Here is a 15,584-nt window from a genome sequence, read left to right as displayed (position 1 = left end):
TTACCAATTAACGGGATCACGGTGCACCGGTAAGGTCATACACCGACAACCACCGCCACCACGGGATAATTCTGAACCTTGCATGGCCACAGCGGCTTTACCGATGGGCATAGTTATCTTGTCATTGATAATATCATTGGCAGAGATGATTTCAAAGCCGGCTTGATTTAATGATTCCAACGTGGCTTTATTGTGTTGGTAGCCGATGACATGGCCCGGGGCAAAAGTGAAAAAGTTTGCACCACTGGTCCACTGCTCTCGTTCTTGGGTAAAGGCATCATCACCGCCACAGTTAACAAAATTAAGCTCCAAACCAAAATTTAGCAAGGCCTTGGGAAGTCCAGAATATTCTGTGATCTGCTTAATTTCACCTTGTTGACAGTGCATATGAAAAGCCCGACATTTATTGGGGCCGGTAATCAACGGTGCAAAACTCATCACCGTATCCACATCCAGCATGGTAAAAATCATGTCCAGATGAATGGTGGCGCGAATTTTAGGTAGTTCAACCACGATGATATCGAGTTTTTCTTTATTTTTAGACAAGCGTTCCGCCAAACGATCAATACCGTTAGCAGAGGTGCGCTCAGAAAAACCAATGACCAATAAATCATCGCGAATCACAAGTAAATCACCACCCTCAATGGTCACATCGTTATTGTCTTTTCGGGTTCCATCAAAATGAAAGCCACGACTTTCTAGTTTGGGATGATCATTAAAGATGGATTTTAATAAAATGGCTTCTGTTAAACGCACCCGATGAGCCATGGATCCAATAATGGCTTTGTCATACACACACATCACCGCATCTCGTGTAAAAAAGGCGTTAGGAAGTGGTGGTATGGCGTGACGAGAAGGACTGAGGAATTTTTCCAAATTATTTTTGACCATTAACGTGCCTTCAAATAATTGGGCAGCCAAGGGTTTGGGATCCAAGGCCATTAGATCATCCACCAATTCTTGTTGTGAATGTAACTGGCATACTGCCTCTAATACATCCAATTTATCACGTTCATCGGTCAGCACGTCAGCCAATAAGTCTGAAAACTCCAATACATCACCACAAACCTTATTAAGTACTCCACTTAACTGAGCATGCTCTGCCAACGCCAAATCTAAACTAATGATATCGTCAAATAAGACCTCATGGGCGGTTTCCGGGGTCATGTTTTCCATTTCCGGGCCCGGTTGATGAATGATAACCGTGTTTAACTTACCAATTTCTGAATGATTGGATATCGGGGTTTTTTGCATGTTATTTACTCGTCAAAAGAGATGTGAATTTTATTAGATCGGGGCATTGACTGACAGCTAAGAATGTAACCGGCTTTGATTTCCCAATCCTCTAAAGAATAGTTATTAATCATATCCACTTCACCGTCCAACAAACGACAACGGCAGGTGGCACATACACCGGCGCGGCATGAATATGGTAGAGCAATACCGGCATCTTCAGCTGACTCTAACAGCGTTTTTTCACTACCGGCTTTTAAATTAAATTGTTGCTCGATGCCATCCATGGTGACTTTAACATCGGCATCTTTGGCAGCCGGTTTACGTTCAGTTTTGATGAACTGGCCTTCACTTAGGAAGCGTTCGTTGTGAATTTTCGATTGTTCAATACCCAAGGACTGCAAACAGTTACATAAATCATCAATCATCAATCCCGGTCCGCAAACGTAATAGCCGTCGACCGACAAATTTTTTAACAGATTTTGGTAAATATCAGTCACTTTTTGGGTGTCAAATCGGCCCTGGTTAAAGGCCATATCAACCTGCTGTTGGGTGAGAAAGTAATGCACACTTAAGCGCTCACCATACTGGTCTTTTAAAGCAGAAATATGCTGTTGCAATAATACATTTTTGGCTGTCGAGTTACCAAAAAACAAAATAAACTCAGCAGTTTCAGTTTGTTCCAATACTGCATACATCATACCCATTATCGGTGTGATACCGGCTCCGGCGGCAAACCCCACATAGCGTTTCCCTTCCTCCGGTTTAAGTATAAACCGACCAGTGGGTGGCAATACCGACACTTGGTTGCCGGGACTTTGCTGTTGTGCCCATGATGAGAATTGACCTCCCGGGATGTGCTTAATTAACACCGACAAACGATTGGGATGAAGGCTTGAAGAACAGATTGAATAACTGCGCCGAAGCTGCTCACCGTCGATGGTTTGGTTAAAGGTTAAATGCTGCCCGGCTTGATAACGATATTCTTCCTGAAGTTTTTCAGGAATATCAAAATGCCAAATAACGGCGTTGGGTTGTTGGCTGACAGCCGCTATGGTTAAGGTGTGAAATTCAGACATGGCATTTAAAGTAATCAAAAGGTTCTAAACAGTCTTCACAACGGTACAAAGCTTTACAGGCTGTCGAGCCGAATTGACTGATACAAGTGGTGTTAGTGGAACCGCATTGGGGGCAAGAGATGGGTTGACCACTTTTCTCTAGTGGGGGTGCAATACCATAGGCCTGTAGTTGCCGGCGGCCCTGCTTGGTGATACGATCCGTGGTCCAAGCAGGTGTGTTTTTGACGACCACACGAACCTGATCAACACCTTGTTGCTTCAGGTGCTCAACAATATCCTCTTGCATGGTGTCCATGGCCGGACAGCCTGAATAAGTTGGCAAAATAGTTACCAGCACTTCATTATTGTCTACCGTGACGTCGTACAAAACACCCAAGTCAGCAATGGAAATCACCGGAATTTCGGGGTCTTTCACGTCACCAAGCCAGGCTTTGACCTGTGATTCTGAAAGTGGGGTTGTGGTTTTTGTCATCACCACTCACAACCTGGATAAGCACGTTGTAAAAATTGCATATCAGCCAACATATAACCCAAATGTTCTGAATGCTCACCACGCAAGCCACCAGTGGCAAGCCAGCCTGATGTTGGGGTTTTTAATTGGCACTTGTTAAGTAATTCATCGACTTGTTGTTGCCACTGGTTGTGAAGTGCTGACATATCAGGAATGATGCTTTCAGCCATCAACTGATTTAGCTGATCGTCGGTTTCAAATAATTCGGGGGTATAGAAATATAAATCATCTAAGGCTGCTTGCATTTTTTGCTTGGCTTCATCGGTACTTAACGATAAACGCAAACACCAATCACGACTGCGGGTTAAGTGATAACGTACCTCTTTTAAAGCTTTTGTGGCAATATCACTCAACGGTTGATATTGGCTGTCCATCAAAGCCTGATAGAGCAACACATTAAACTGATCTACAAAATACTGTTTTAATGTGGTAAAGGCAAAATCACCACGAGGTAGTTCTGTAAGTATGGGGTTTTTAAAAGCATCCACATCACGCAAAAAAGCCAAATCATCGGCACTGACGTCTTGCTCTGAAACCTCTGCAGCTTGTTCGTACAATAGTTTGGCATGACCCAACAAATCCAGCGCCACATTCGTGAGTGCAATGTCTTCTTCTAAAAACGGGCCATGGCCACACCATTCGGCAATGCGTTGCGATTGGGTTAAGGCGGTATCTGCTAACCGCAGTAAATAATGTTCAATGGCTTTATTCATTACATGTTGTCCACTTCTTTATCTAAAGGATAAAAGGTTGGATAGCGATAAACTTTGTCCATGGCCGGATCAAACCATTCTTCTGACTGTTCAGGGTTAGAGGCGCTGATGGCAGCTGCTTCAACCACCCAAATACTGACACCCTCTTCACGTCTAGTATACACGTCTCTGGCATTTTGTAGCGCCATTTGCGCATCGGCAGCGTGCAACGAACCCACATGCCGGTGGTTAAGTCCGGATTTAGCTCGGATAAAAACTTCATATAACTTCATGCGGCATCCTGTTGTTTTTGTTGATAAACTTCAGCGGCTTTACGAACCCATTCGCCCTCATCATGGGCTTTTTGGCGAGCTCGTAAACGTTGCTTATTACACGGGCCATTGCCTTTAATAACTTCCATAAATTCTTGCCAATCGATTTCGCCAAAATCATAATGACCACGATCTTCATTCCATTTTAAATCTTTATCGGGAATGGTTAATCCCAGATGTTCCGCTTGCGGTACGGTGGCATCGACAAATTTTTGTCTGAGGTCATCATTGGTGAAACGCTTAATTTTCCATTGCATGGATTGGGCTGAATGTTTTGAATCTTTATCACTGGGTCCAAACATCATCAAGGCAGGCCACCAAGTCCGATTTAAGGCGTCCTGTGCCATTTTCTTTTGAGCGGCAGTGCCACGCGCCAACACCGTCATGATATCGTAACCTTGGCGCTGGTGAAAACTTTCTTCTTTACAAATCCGGATCATGGAACGGGCATAAGGTCCATAAGACGCACGACACAACGGTACCTGATTCATAATCGCCGCACCATCCACTAACCAACCAATGGCGCCCATATCGGCCCAACTGGGTGTCGGATAATTAAAGATACTGGAATATTTGGCTTCACCACTTAATAACTGACGGGTCATTTCATCACGGGTAATGCCTAAGGTTTCTGTGGCTGAATAAATATATAAACCATGACCGGCTTCATCCTGAACTTTAGCCAACAGAATCATTTTACGTTTTAAGGTTGGTGCACGGGTAATCCAATTGCCTTCAGGTAACTGTCCAACGATTTCTGAATGGGCATGTTGTGACATTTGCCGAATCAACGTTTTTCGATAGGCTTCCGGCATCCAGTCCCGCGGTTCGATTTTTTCTTCGTTATCAATGCGTTTTTGGAATGCTTTGAGTAAACCTTCCGGCTCCGGGCCACCTTTGGCATCTTGTAAACCTTGTGAATACATAATTTATAAACCTTGCTTAATGTGGGTCATTGATTTTAACAGAATGACGTATTTATTTCAGTCATCCACGCGCTCAAGTAACATCGCCATACCCTGACCAACACCAATACACAAGGTGACCAAAGCATATCGCCCTTTTTGCTTTGCTAACTGCCGGGCTGCTGTTAATGCCAGACGCGCACCACTCATACCCAAAGGATGACCCAAAGCAATGGCACCGCCGTTGGGATTGACCCGCGCATCATCATCGGCCACCCCCAATGCCCTTAACACCGCCAGAGATTGAGCGGCAAAGGCTTCATTGAGTTCAATGACATCCATATCATCGATGGTTAAATTGTGGACTTTCAACAATTGTTCAGTGGCCGGTACCGGACCAATGCCCATGACCCGTGGCTCTACACCGGCAACCCGAGCGCCACAAATTTTAACCAATGGCGTTAAACCATAGTCTGACACCGCTTGTTCTGAGGCGATAATAAGTGCCGCCGCACCATCATTAACACCGGAGGCATTACCGGCGGTGATACTGCCATTGGCTTTAAACGGTGTGCGTAATTGAGCCAGCTTGTCTAATTGGGTATCACTTCTGGGGTGTTCATCTTGATCCACCACAATGGCATTGCCTTTACGTTGTGGGATACTGACCGGCACAATTTCATCCTTAAAATAGCCGCTTTGTTGCGCCCGATGGGTTTTCTGTTGGCTGTTATAGGCAAACTGATCCTGGTCTTCACGGCTGATTTTATAATCTTCAGCCACATTTTCCGCCGTTTCCGGCATTGAATCGGTGCCGTATTGCTGTTGCAATTTTGGGTTAATAAAACGCCAGCCGATGGTGGTGTCAAAAACTTCGGGCTGCCGTGAAAAGGCCTGTTCCGGCTTGGCCATAACCCAGGGTGCCCGTGACATGGACTCGACACCACCGGCAATAATCACCTCCGCATCACCACAGGCAATGGTACGTGCCGCCATGGCTATGGCATCCAATCCCGAGGCACAAAGGCGGTTAACAGTCACACCCGGTACCGTCGGTGGCAAACCCGCCAATAAAGCCGACATTTTGGCCACATTACGGTTATCTTCACCCGCTTGGTTGGCACAACCGGCCATCACGTCATCGATGGCATCGATGGGTAATTGTGGGTTGTTTTGCATAACAGTTTTAATCACATGTGCCAACATATCATCAGGCCGCACAGAAGCCAATGCGCCTCCAAATCGACCGATGGGTGTTCGGATGCCGTCACAAATATAAACCGGTTTCATAGTTGTCTCCTGATATAGGGCGATAAGCGATAACGGTCATCACCAAACCATTGCTGTAATTCAGTCAGTACCGACGCCGGATTTTGCCAACCAATATACTCAGCATAAGCCAGCAAACCTTGTGGGTAATTGGTGCCATACTGCATGGCCAAATCCACATCTTCAGCCGTTGCCACACCATTGAATACGGCATCCGCGGCTTCATTAATTAGCATCGACAGTACCCGTGCATTAATCATTCCTGGCATATCATCGATAGTAACAACCTGTTTATTAATTGCTTGAAACATGGCAATAATATGGTTTTTGTCGATGTCAATGACCTGTTCGCTGAAACAGACATTAACTGCTTTAGCCTGTTGATAATCAAATGACCAATCAACCAAACACACCGGCTTTTTCAGCTGCTGTGCCAAGGTTCCAGCACAGTGACCAACGGTTTGAAATAATACGGTATCACCTACCTGATTAAGCCCACCGGAGTGCACCTGACAGATATCCCGAACTTCGCTCAATAATTGTTCAAAAGGATGGTCAGATTCATTCAATTGGATGCTTTTAGGTAAATCCTTTTGCGTTCCACTGTAAGGTGATGATTGATCTGTTTTTTGTTGATTATAATGATAAAAGCCCTGGCCAGACTTTCGGCCTAACAGTCCGGCAGCCACCATTTCTGATTGAATTAATGAAGGTCGATAGCGTGGATCTTCAAACATGGCGTGATAGACGGTTTTGCTGACTTGAAAATTAACGTCAATGCCAATCAAATCCATTAAGGCAAAGGGCCCCATGCGAAAGCCAGCAGCAGCCTGTAAACAAGCATCAATGGTGGCAGGGTCCGCCAATTGTTCTTGCTTCATTTTCAAAGCTTCACCATAAAAAGGTCGCGCCACCCGGTTAACAATAAAACCCGGGCCTGATTGGGCTTTGACCGCCACCTTACCCCAGGACTTAACCAGTGTTACAGCCTTATCAAGCACCACTTCAGCGGTTTTAATACCGGCGATAACTTCCACCAACTTCATAATCGGAGCCGGATTAAAGAAGTGCAGCCCCAGAATCCGCTGAGGATGTTGTAAATGTGTTGCAATCGCGGTAATCGATATCGACGAAGTATTAGAGGCTAATATGGTTTGAGCAGAACAAATTTGTTCTAATTGCTGGAATAAATCCTGTTTTACGGACAATTTTTCAACCACTGCTTCAATCACCAACTCGCGGTCATGTAACGCGTCCAAGGCATCAACAGATAAAATATTGGTTAAAATCGATTGCTTATCATCATCGGTAATTTTGCCTTTAGCAATGCGCTTATCAAGTCTTGTCGATAAGTTTTTTATCGCCTGATTAGCCGCTGATGGGTCAATGTCATATAACTTTACATGACAACCATGGGCAGCGGCCACTTCAGCAATACCTATGCCCATGGTGCCGGCACCCAGTATAGCTATACGAGTGATCATCATCAGTGTCCTTTGAACTGAGGTGGTCTTTTTTCATTAAAAGCACTCACCCCTTCTTTAAAGTCATGACTCAGACCACATAATCGTTGGGCATTTCGCTCAAGCTCCAAATGAGCATCAAATTCGGAAGTATTTGATTCGTCCATCAATGCTTTAATATGATACAGCGCTTTGGTCGGTCGATTGGAAAGTTCTTTTATCCGCGCTTCAACCCAATCATCAAAAGCCTCATCTCGGACTGCCGCATAAATCATGCCCCACTGTTCTGCTTGCTCGGCCTCCACAGGTGTGGCCATCAATGTGATGGCTTTGGCACGCGCCATTCCCACGAGTTTCGGTAAAATCCAAGTGCCATTACAATCCGGAATCAGCCCAATAGATGAAAAAGATTGAATAAAGCGGGCCGAATATTTAGCCACCACAATATCGCAATTTAAAGCCAAATTGGCGCCTGCTCCGGCGGCCACACCATTGACGCCACAAATAATCGGTGCTTTAACACGCTTTAGTAAGCGAATGGTTCGATTAAAACCCTGATCAAGTGTGTTACCTAAATCTAACGGTTTACCATCTACAGATTGTCGTTGAGCCAGGTCTTGGCCGGCACAAAAGCCACGACCTCTGCCGGACAAAAATACGCAGCGAATATCATCACGCTGGCTAATCACATCAAGGACGCTTTGAAGTTCTTCATGCATTTGATTGTTAAAAGCATTCAGTTTATCAGGTCGGTTTAAATATATGCGCGCCACTGAGGCGTCCAGAGACAGCTCAATGGTCTTGAGGTTCTTTAAGGTATCAGTCATATTTTTTGCGTTTGAAGTTGCTTGGCGACTGATGTCGCCAAGTCATGGATTCAATATAAGGCCGATCACGGCCATTGAAATTAGCCTAACAGGCCGTCTAAATAACCAAAATACCAAGCAGCAGCGACTGCTCCACCAAGTATGACTAAAGTCACAATCCACTTGGCAGCACCACCACCCGAGCTTGCAGGAGGTTCAGTGCGTTGTTTGGGCTTTTTGTCAGTTTGATCTAAAGTGGGATCACTCATGCCGGGGGTTTGTACCAAAAAACGAATATTATCAATGCGAATTTCGTCACCCACTTGTAATTCCTGAGTTTTGACTTTTTTCCCGTTCACAAAAGTACCGTTGGATGAGTCTAAATCCTTTATCACTAAGCCGGTGGCGTCGGCATCAATCTGCATGTGGCGACGTGACACCCCATCAGCATTGACGCATATATGACAGTCAGAATGACGCCCAATGGTGGTGGTGCCGCGTAACGGATAGGTTTTACCAAAATAAGCGCCGGACACACCTCTTAAAATAAACTGAGGTAAAGCCATGCGGATTCTGGTTTTACCATCATCTTCAGATTTTTCTTTGGCAGTTGGATCTAATAACTTCATATGAACTTGCGATGCAATCAGTAAATCACCGGCTCGCACTTCTTTATCATCTTTTACTAACTTGCCGTTTATAGACACTAAACTGGCTTCATTTGGCACTGAAACTGAATAATCTGATCCTTTGACGGTCAGTGTCACATGTATATCCGCTAAACCTTTATCCTCGATGGTTATGTCAGCAGCGTTGTCGCCACCAATGGTATATTGGCCACTTTCCAACATAACATCAGGGTGTTCACCGTGGGGGAAGTGCAGTTTCATATTTGTTTTCCGTATAAGTCGTTATTTATTATATGCAAAGACAAGTTATCAAGCAACTAAAGCGATGACACTTGGTTAATCACCTTTTTACCACCCATATAAGGTTGTAAAACCTCCGGCACCCGAATGCCACCATCGGCATTTTGATAATTTTCCATGACCGCCAACAAGGTGCGGCCAACAGCTAAACCAGAGCCATTTAATGTATGTAGTAACTGTGGTTTCTTGGTTTCCGGTGTTCTGAACCGGGCCTGCATTCGACGAGCCTGGAAGTCCATACAATTTGAACAAGATGAAATCTCTCTATAGGTGTTTTGAGCCGGCACCCAAACCTCAATATCATAGGTCTTACTGGCTGAAAAACCCATGTCACCGGTACACAACACAATGACTCTATATGGTAGCTTTAGGGCTTTTAAAATATTTTCCGCATGACCGGTCATTTCTTCTAAGGCCTGATCGGACTGATCGGGATGCACAACTTGGACCATCTCAACTTTATCAAATTGATGTTGTCGAATCATACCCTTGGTGTCTTTGCCGTAACTACCGGCCTCACGTCTAAAGCATGGTGTATGCGCAGTCATTTTAATGGGTAAATCTTCTACCTCAAGAATACTGTTTGCCACTAAATTAGTTAACGGCACTTCAGCCGTGGGAATCAGGAAACGACCATCTTCTGTGATGAACGCGTCATCAGCAAATTTAGGCAGTTGACCACTACCTAACATGGCTTGATCATTGACTAAATAAGGTACATAATATTCATGATAGCCATGCGAATTTATGTGTGTATCTAACATAAACTGAGTCAGCGCCCGTTGTAATCGGGCCAAATCTTGTGACAAAACTGTGAACCGGGATCCGGCAATTTGCGCTGCAGCTTCAGCGTCTAAGAAGCCACTCATTGCGCCTAAATCCACATGATCTTTAACGGCAAAATCAAACTTCGGAATCTCACCCCAAGTACGTATTTCAACATTATCCGCTTCATCTTGACCAACCGGCACATCATCTTGAGCCAAGTTTGGTGTGTATAAGGTGACCTGCTCCATATCAGCAAACACTTGTTGCAAAGCGGTTTTGGAGGATTCTAATTGCTCACCAATTTCAGAGACCTGATCTAACAAGGGTTGTACCTCCTCACCTTTGGCCTTGGCCTGACCGATGGTTTTAGAAATTTTGGTGCGCTGACTTTGCAAGGACTCGGTTTCTACTTGTAGAGCCTTTCTTTGTTGCTCTAATTTTTGCCAAGCAGCGACGTCTAATTGGTAACCGCGATCGGCTAACTTTTGCGCCACGGCTGCTAAGTTATCTCTTAATAGTTGAGGGTCTAACATGCTTTTATCATTGTATTTATAAGCCCGTCATTTTAGCCCAGTTCAGTGTCTAAGAGAAGCCTGTAAACTTAAACTTGAAAAGGATCATGTTTAAGATGTCGGGCAATCCATTCTTGATGAGACCGCTGCTCTTCCGAGCTTGCATGAACACTTTTCAAAGGTGGCAATTGTGACAAATCAAACCGCAAGCCGGAATCTGCTGATTGAGATTCATGGTCTAAATCCAAACCTATTTGACCACCTGTCATGGCCAAATAAACTTGCGCCAATATCTGCGCATCCAATAATGCACCGTGCAAGGTTCTATGGGCATTGCCAATCCCATAACGTTTGCATAGCGCATCTAAGTTATTGCGTGCACCTGTGTGCTTTTGCTTGGCAATAACCAGGCTGTCGACAACATCAACCACTTGCTCTAACCGCCTGGATGCGCCCGTCAGTTTCAGTTCATTATTTAAAAACTTCACATCAAACGGTGCGTTATGCATGACCAAAATTGAATCATCAATAAAAGCCATGAAGTCATCCATTACCTCGTGAAATTTAGGCTTATCTTGCAAAAACTCATTACTGATACCATGAACCTCTAACGCCCCTTGATCAACCGCAAATTCAGGGTTTACATACTGATGGTAAGTTTGGTTGGTAATTTGACGGTTTTCGAGAACCACCGCACCAATTTCAATCACCCGATGCCCTTCTTCGGGTTTAAAACCAGTGGTCTCGGTATCCAGCATAATTAATCTTTTATCACTCATAATCGTTGTTCCGCTTGTTGCCTGGCCGCTTCATCGACCCGCTCGTTGTGTTCGTGACCGGCATGCGCTTTAACCCAGTGCCAATCAATATTATGGGGTTCTGATAATTTGTCTAACTGCTGCCATAATTCTATGTTCTTAACAGGTTTTTTTTGACTGGTTCGCCAACCATTGGCACGCCAACCTTTTAACCATCGGGTGGCACCATCCATGACATATTTAGAATCGGTGTACAACTCTATATCACAAGGTTGACGCAATGATTCCAAGGCTTTTATAACCGCCATCATTTCCATGCGGTTATTGGTGGTATCGGTATCACCACCGGTTATTAACTTTTCATGGCCATTGAATTGCAACAGTGCCGCCCAACCGCCGGGCCCCGGATTACCCAAACATGAGCCATCGGTATGAATGGTAATTTGTTTATTAATCTGACTCAAAACGATTATCCTGTGGCTTGCAAGCTGATGAAATAATGGGCATTATAAGGGTGGTTAGAAAAAAAGAAATGATAACATGACAATTCAAGTTTCACCGATTAAAGCGTTAACGGATAATTATATTTGGGCCATTCACGATAAACAACATTGTTATGTGGTTGATCCGGGTGAAGCTGATCCGGTAAATGAATTTATCGCCAAACACCAATTAATCCTGTCAGGCATTTTAATCACCCACCATCATGGCGATCATGTGGGTGGATTATTGCCTTTACAAAAACAACATAACGTTCCGGCTTGGGGCCCTGAGGATGATCGCATCGCAGGCGAATTAACGAACGTTTATGAAGACGATGTTGTTACGCTTAAAGAACTGGAGAGCCAACTAAAAGTACTGTTTATTCCCGGCCATACCCTAACGCATATTGCTTTTTATAACGACAGCTGGTTATTTTCCGGTGATGCGCTGTTTTCACTGGGCTGTGGTCGTATGTTCGAGGGTAACCCGGCAATGTTTGTGTCATCACTGAATAAAATTAAAGCACTACCCGATTCTTTGGCGGTTTATTGCGGTCACGAATATACACAGGATAATTGTCGATTTGCACTGACAGTATCACCCAATTCTAACCGACTAAAAGAGTTCTGCAGTCATATCAATGATTTACGGCGCAAAAAACAACCAACTTTACCGTCATCTTTATTGATTGAACAACAACTAAATCCATTTTTACGTACAGATGATCCTGAATTACAAAAAAATTTAGAAGCACAACACAATATATCCATTAAAGATGAGATTAGTTGCTTTGCTGTGTTAAGAGCCTGGAAAGATCGTTTTTAATCCCCGCTTCAAGAAACCTTCGCACATTAAGTAAAAAAGAAAAGACGGGGCTTTTGTGAAAAACTGATTACTGAGATAAGTATCAATTATTTTTTTAAATCGTCACAAACGTTACCTTAAATAAGTTATGATAATAACATGATTTTTTGAGGTTAGTGTGTATAGATACAAACTCATACCGAGGCTACTCATAATAGGCTTTTGGTTAAGCAGTTCAGCTCTTGCGCAAAATCAAAATAAACCTGAATCACTCCCCGCCACTTCTGATAACCAACCATGGATCATTGGTTTTTTCCATGCTCCCCCAATGGGTTATCTTAATGAATCAGGAGAGCCGGAAGGTTTCATTATCGATTTAATTAATCGCGTTGCAGAAGAAAACCAGCTCGCCATACAATGGCAATATGGTGAATTTCCTACGCTCATGGAGGCCATCAAATTAGGCGCCATCGATATCCTGCCGGGTTTGGGATACACCGAGGAACGTGCCCAGCGGTTAATATATAGTCAGGAATCATTTGCCAATGTGTGGGGCCAAGTGTTTTTACCCACGAATTCCAAAGTAGAAACCATTTTAGACCTCCAAGATAAAACCATCGGCTTGCTCAAAAACGGCATCAACGGTCAAAACTTTCTAAAACAATGTCACGAATACGAAGTCACTTGCCACCCCACGTATGCCGATTCCTATAATGATGTATTTGAACTACTAAAAAATGCCAAAGTGGATGCTGTGGTGGCCAATAATGTTTACGGTTTGGCCATGGCAAAAAAATATCCATTTTTTGCCAGTAATATTATGTTCGATCCCTTTAAGGTGTACATCACACAAAACAGAGACCGTGACAAAACCTTTTTATCAGCCTTCGATCGCAACATAGTGGCATGGAAGCAGGATCCAAACTCTTATTATTATCAGAGTCGGCAAAAATGGCTGGATTCATCACCCAAAAATCAATTACCACAGTGGTTCTATTTTGCCATGATTTCGGTACTTTTCATCGCTTTGGGCAGCCTTATAACCGCAATTATTTTTCACCGAAAATTCCGCAAATCAACGGCCATTATTCTGGCGCAACAAAAACAATTAAGACAAATTATTAATCACATGCCACACTTGATTTTTGTGCATGATTACCGTGGTGATGTGGTTTTGTTAAACCACAGTGCTGCAGAGTTTTTAGGACTACCCCTTGTTGATGAGCAACCACTTAACATTTATCAGTTTGTAACAAACCGCCCACAATATAAAGATTTAATTGAACACTCGGCAGCAAGCAATAACATTCACCATGAAATCAAAATTGAAAACAACCAAAAAGAAATCAGGGAGCTGATGGTTTCAAAAACTTTGCTGTCAAATAACCCCAGCAAAAATGACTTAATGTTAACAGTGGCTGTCGATGTGACTGAAATCAGCCAATTTGAAAATAAAATTAAATACCTGGTTCAACACGACGAACTTACCGGTTTAGCCAATATCAATTTGATTCGTGAACACTTGCAAAACGGTTTACAGGAATGTGCCGAAAAATCATGTAACGGTGCTTTGTTGATTATTGATATCGATCAATTCAAAACCCTGAACGACGCCCAAGGCCACCGCTTCGGTGATGTGGTACTTAAAACGGTATCAAAGCGATTATCAAATCTTATCCGTGTCAATGATTTGGTCGGTCGCCTCAGTAGTGATGTTTTTATCTTGCACTTATCAAACCTCAATGCAGACGTCACTTTGGCGGAACAAAAAGCCCTCGAATTTGCTCATTTAGTTTGTGACCGGGTCTGTGAACCTATCCTGTTTGCCCATAAAACCTATCATGTAACAGCCTGTGTTGGCCTAAGTATCTACCCTCGGGACGGTGAGCGGGTAACCACTTTATTACAGCGCGCTGACACCGCGCTTTATGAAGCCAAAAACCGAGGCCGAAGTCGAGTTCGTGTTTTTCACAAAGAAATGGAAGATGCTGTTAAAGAACGTCATGCCTTAGAAACAGACATTCATCAGGCCCTGAAAAATAATGATATAAAAATGCTATACCAACCTATTCTCACATTTGACAGTAATTTGCATCATGGATGGGAAGCATTGGCGCGTTGGCAACACCCACAACGTGGTCTGCTTTTACCCGATACGTTTATACCCATTATTGAGCAAACATCAATGATGCGAGAATTTGGTTATTGGGTGATTGAACAAGTGTGCCAAAAGATACAAAGTCACAAAAAGCAAACACCGAATGATGCTTTTTATATCAGTGCCAATTTATCCATGAGCCAGCTAAAAGACCGGCATTTCATTGACAACATCAGTCAATTGATTAACCGCTATGACATCACACCAGGATCTCTGGAATTTGAGATTACCGAGTCTATTTTAATGTATGAAAGTAAACAAGCCTCGGAAATGCTTAATCAACTTAAATTAATGGGTATTCGTATTGCCATTGATGATTTTGGAACAGGTTATTCATCCTTCACTCACCTTAAACAACTGCCTATTGATAAAATAAAAATTGACCGTTCATTTATTGAAGACATTCCAAATAATGACGGCCATGCGGCGATGATACAGAGCATTATTGCCATGGCACGCGCCATGGGATTACTAATTGTGGCTGAAGGTGTTGAAACCCAAGATCAATATCAATTTCTTAAATCACTGCATTGTGACTACTATCAAGGGTTCTATTTTGCAAAACCCACTGAGCAATTAATTATTGGAACCCAACCCTGATAGATTTTTCCGCCGTTAGATTTCTTTTCACGGGTTTTAAGATTAGTACAAAGTCTTTAACTGAGTGAGGAATTTTGTATGTTCAAAAGACCAAATCGTTTACTAATTATCAGAAAAACATAAGCCATAACACTGCCGACTAAACCATAATAAGCATCGACAATATCCGGTGTATTTAGGATAGGAATGCAAAGTTCATAGATAAAATTTAACACCACAACGACCAAGACCATCCATGAAATATATAAGTAATTAACCTCGGTCAATATCCAGACATATCCA

Annotated in this window: 15 protein-coding genes; 2 read left to right on the top strand and 13 right to left on the bottom strand. The window is 43.4% G+C overall.

All coding sequences use genetic code 11. The annotated features are described in order from the left end of the window. The 13 genes from OS173_RS00175 to rnhA all read right to left on the bottom strand — a co-directional run bounded on the left by OS173_RS00175 (position 1) and on the right by rnhA (position 11,721). Entirely contained in the window at positions 1–1,254 is a 1,254-nt protein-coding gene (locus OS173_RS00175) for an arginine deiminase (RefSeq protein ID WP_267182246.1), read from the bottom strand. Between the two features lie 5 nt (positions 1,255–1,259). Beyond that, entirely contained in the window at positions 1,260–2,312 is a 1,053-nt protein-coding gene (locus tag OS173_RS00170) for a 2Fe-2S iron-sulfur cluster-binding protein (protein WP_267182245.1), read from the bottom strand. Continuing rightward, on the bottom strand, positions 2,305–2,784 hold the full coding sequence (gene paaD / locus OS173_RS00165) for a 1,2-phenylacetyl-CoA epoxidase subunit PaaD (RefSeq protein ID WP_267182244.1): 480 nt from the start codon (positions 2,782–2,784) through the stop codon (positions 2,305–2,307). The genes OS173_RS00170 and paaD overlap by 8 nt, the downstream gene beginning before the upstream one ends. Next, positions 2,784–3,536, bottom strand: a complete 753-nt coding sequence (paaC, locus tag OS173_RS00160) for a 1,2-phenylacetyl-CoA epoxidase subunit PaaC (protein WP_267182243.1) — start codon at positions 3,534–3,536, stop codon at positions 2,784–2,786. The genes paaD and paaC overlap by 1 nt, the downstream gene beginning before the upstream one ends. Next, positions 3,536–3,808: a 1,2-phenylacetyl-CoA epoxidase subunit PaaB gene (gene paaB, locus OS173_RS00155; protein WP_267182242.1), complete on the bottom strand. Its 273-nt coding sequence runs from the start codon at positions 3,806–3,808 to the stop codon at positions 3,536–3,538. Before paaB ends, paaC begins: the two co-directional genes overlap by 1 nt. Beyond that, the gene (gene paaA, locus OS173_RS00150; RefSeq protein WP_267182241.1) at positions 3,805–4,773 is read right to left on the bottom strand and encodes a 1,2-phenylacetyl-CoA epoxidase subunit PaaA; all 969 of its coding nucleotides are present in this window, start codon (positions 4,771–4,773) and stop codon (positions 3,805–3,807) included. Before paaA ends, paaB begins: the two co-directional genes overlap by 4 nt. A gap of 57 nt (positions 4,774–4,830) precedes the next feature. Continuing rightward, positions 4,831–6,042: a 3-oxoadipyl-CoA thiolase gene (gene pcaF / locus OS173_RS00145; RefSeq protein WP_267182240.1), complete on the bottom strand. Its 1,212-nt coding sequence runs from the start codon at positions 6,040–6,042 to the stop codon at positions 4,831–4,833. Next, a complete protein-coding gene (locus OS173_RS00140; protein ID WP_267182239.1) occupies positions 6,039–7,508 on the bottom strand; it encodes a 3-hydroxyacyl-CoA dehydrogenase in 1,470 nt (489 codons plus the stop codon). The genes pcaF and OS173_RS00140 overlap by 4 nt, the downstream gene beginning before the upstream one ends. After that, on the bottom strand, positions 7,508–8,311 hold the full coding sequence (locus OS173_RS00135) for an enoyl-CoA hydratase-related protein (protein WP_267182238.1): 804 nt from the start codon (positions 8,309–8,311) through the stop codon (positions 7,508–7,510). The genes OS173_RS00140 and OS173_RS00135 overlap by 1 nt, the downstream gene beginning before the upstream one ends. Before the next feature lie 80 nt (positions 8,312–8,391). After that, a complete protein-coding gene (locus OS173_RS00130) occupies positions 8,392–9,180 on the bottom strand; it encodes an FHA domain-containing protein (protein WP_267182237.1) in 789 nt (262 codons plus the stop codon). Positions 9,181–9,236: 56 nt separating this feature from the next. Next, entirely contained in the window at positions 9,237–10,520 is a 1,284-nt protein-coding gene (serS, locus tag OS173_RS00125) for a serine--tRNA ligase (protein ID WP_267182236.1), read from the bottom strand. A 68-nt stretch (positions 10,521–10,588) separates the two neighbouring features. Continuing rightward, positions 10,589–11,278, bottom strand: coding sequence for a DNA polymerase III subunit epsilon (gene dnaQ / locus OS173_RS00120; RefSeq protein ID WP_267182235.1), 690 nt, complete (start codon positions 11,276–11,278; stop codon positions 10,589–10,591). Continuing rightward, positions 11,275–11,721: a ribonuclease HI gene (rnhA, locus tag OS173_RS00115; RefSeq protein WP_267182234.1), complete on the bottom strand. Its 447-nt coding sequence runs from the start codon at positions 11,719–11,721 to the stop codon at positions 11,275–11,277. Before rnhA ends, dnaQ begins: the two co-directional genes overlap by 4 nt. A 76-nt stretch (positions 11,722–11,797) precedes the next feature. Here rnhA and gloB point away from each other — a divergent pair, with 76 nt between their 5' ends. After that, positions 11,798–12,565, top strand: coding sequence for a hydroxyacylglutathione hydrolase (gene gloB / locus OS173_RS00110; protein WP_267182233.1), 768 nt, complete (start codon positions 11,798–11,800; stop codon positions 12,563–12,565). A gap of 307 nt (positions 12,566–12,872) precedes the next feature. Beyond that, positions 12,873–15,302 carry an EAL domain-containing protein gene (locus OS173_RS00105; RefSeq protein WP_267182232.1) on the top strand — a complete coding sequence of 810 codons (2,430 nt, stop codon included), beginning with the start codon at positions 12,873–12,875 and terminating at the stop codon, positions 15,300–15,302. Positions 15,303–15,584 lie beyond the last annotated feature (282 nt).

The organism is Marinicella gelatinilytica, from assembly GCF_026410405.1.
Lineage (GTDB): Bacteria > Pseudomonadota > Gammaproteobacteria > Xanthomonadales > Marinicellaceae > Marinicella > Marinicella gelatinilytica.
This window is presented reverse-complemented; position numbering and strand designations above follow the sequence as displayed.

Coding starts and splice junctions, on each gene's coding strand:
- OS173_RS00140 (WP_267182239.1), bottom strand. CDS start 7,508: ATGATGATCACTCGTATAGCTATACTGGGTGCCGGCACCATGGGCATA.
- paaA (WP_267182241.1), bottom strand. CDS start 4,773: ATGTATTCACAAGGTTTACAAGATGCCAAAGGTGGCCCGGAGCCGGAA.
- serS (WP_267182236.1), bottom strand. CDS start 10,520: ATGTTAGACCCTCAACTATTAAGAGATAACTTAGCAGCCGTGGCGCAA.
- gloB (WP_267182233.1), top strand. CDS start 11,798: ATGACAATTCAAGTTTCACCGATTAAAGCGTTAACGGATAATTATATT.
- OS173_RS00170 (WP_267182245.1), bottom strand. CDS start 2,312: ATGTCTGAATTTCACACCTTAACCATAGCGGCTGTCAGCCAACAACCC.
- dnaQ (WP_267182235.1), bottom strand. CDS start 11,278: ATGAGTGATAAAAGATTAATTATGCTGGATACCGAGACCACTGGTTTT.
- pcaF (WP_267182240.1), bottom strand. CDS start 6,042: ATGAAACCGGTTTATATTTGTGACGGCATCCGAACACCCATCGGTCGA.
- OS173_RS00130 (WP_267182237.1), bottom strand. CDS start 9,180: ATGAAACTGCACTTCCCCCACGGTGAACACCCTGATGTTATGTTGGAA.
- OS173_RS00135 (WP_267182238.1), bottom strand. CDS start 8,311: ATGACTGATACCTTAAAGAACCTCAAGACCATTGAGCTGTCTCTGGAC.
- paaB (WP_267182242.1), bottom strand. CDS start 3,808: ATGAAGTTATATGAAGTTTTTATCCGAGCTAAATCCGGACTTAACCAC.
- OS173_RS00175 (WP_267182246.1), bottom strand. CDS start 1,254: ATGCAAAAAACCCCGATATCCAATCATTCAGAAATTGGTAAGTTAAAC.
- OS173_RS00105 (WP_267182232.1), top strand. CDS start 12,873: ATGGGTTATCTTAATGAATCAGGAGAGCCGGAAGGTTTCATTATCGAT.
- paaC (WP_267182243.1), bottom strand. CDS start 3,536: ATGAATAAAGCCATTGAACATTATTTACTGCGGTTAGCAGATACCGCC.
- paaD (WP_267182244.1), bottom strand. CDS start 2,784: ATGACAAAAACCACAACCCCACTTTCAGAATCACAGGTCAAAGCCTGG.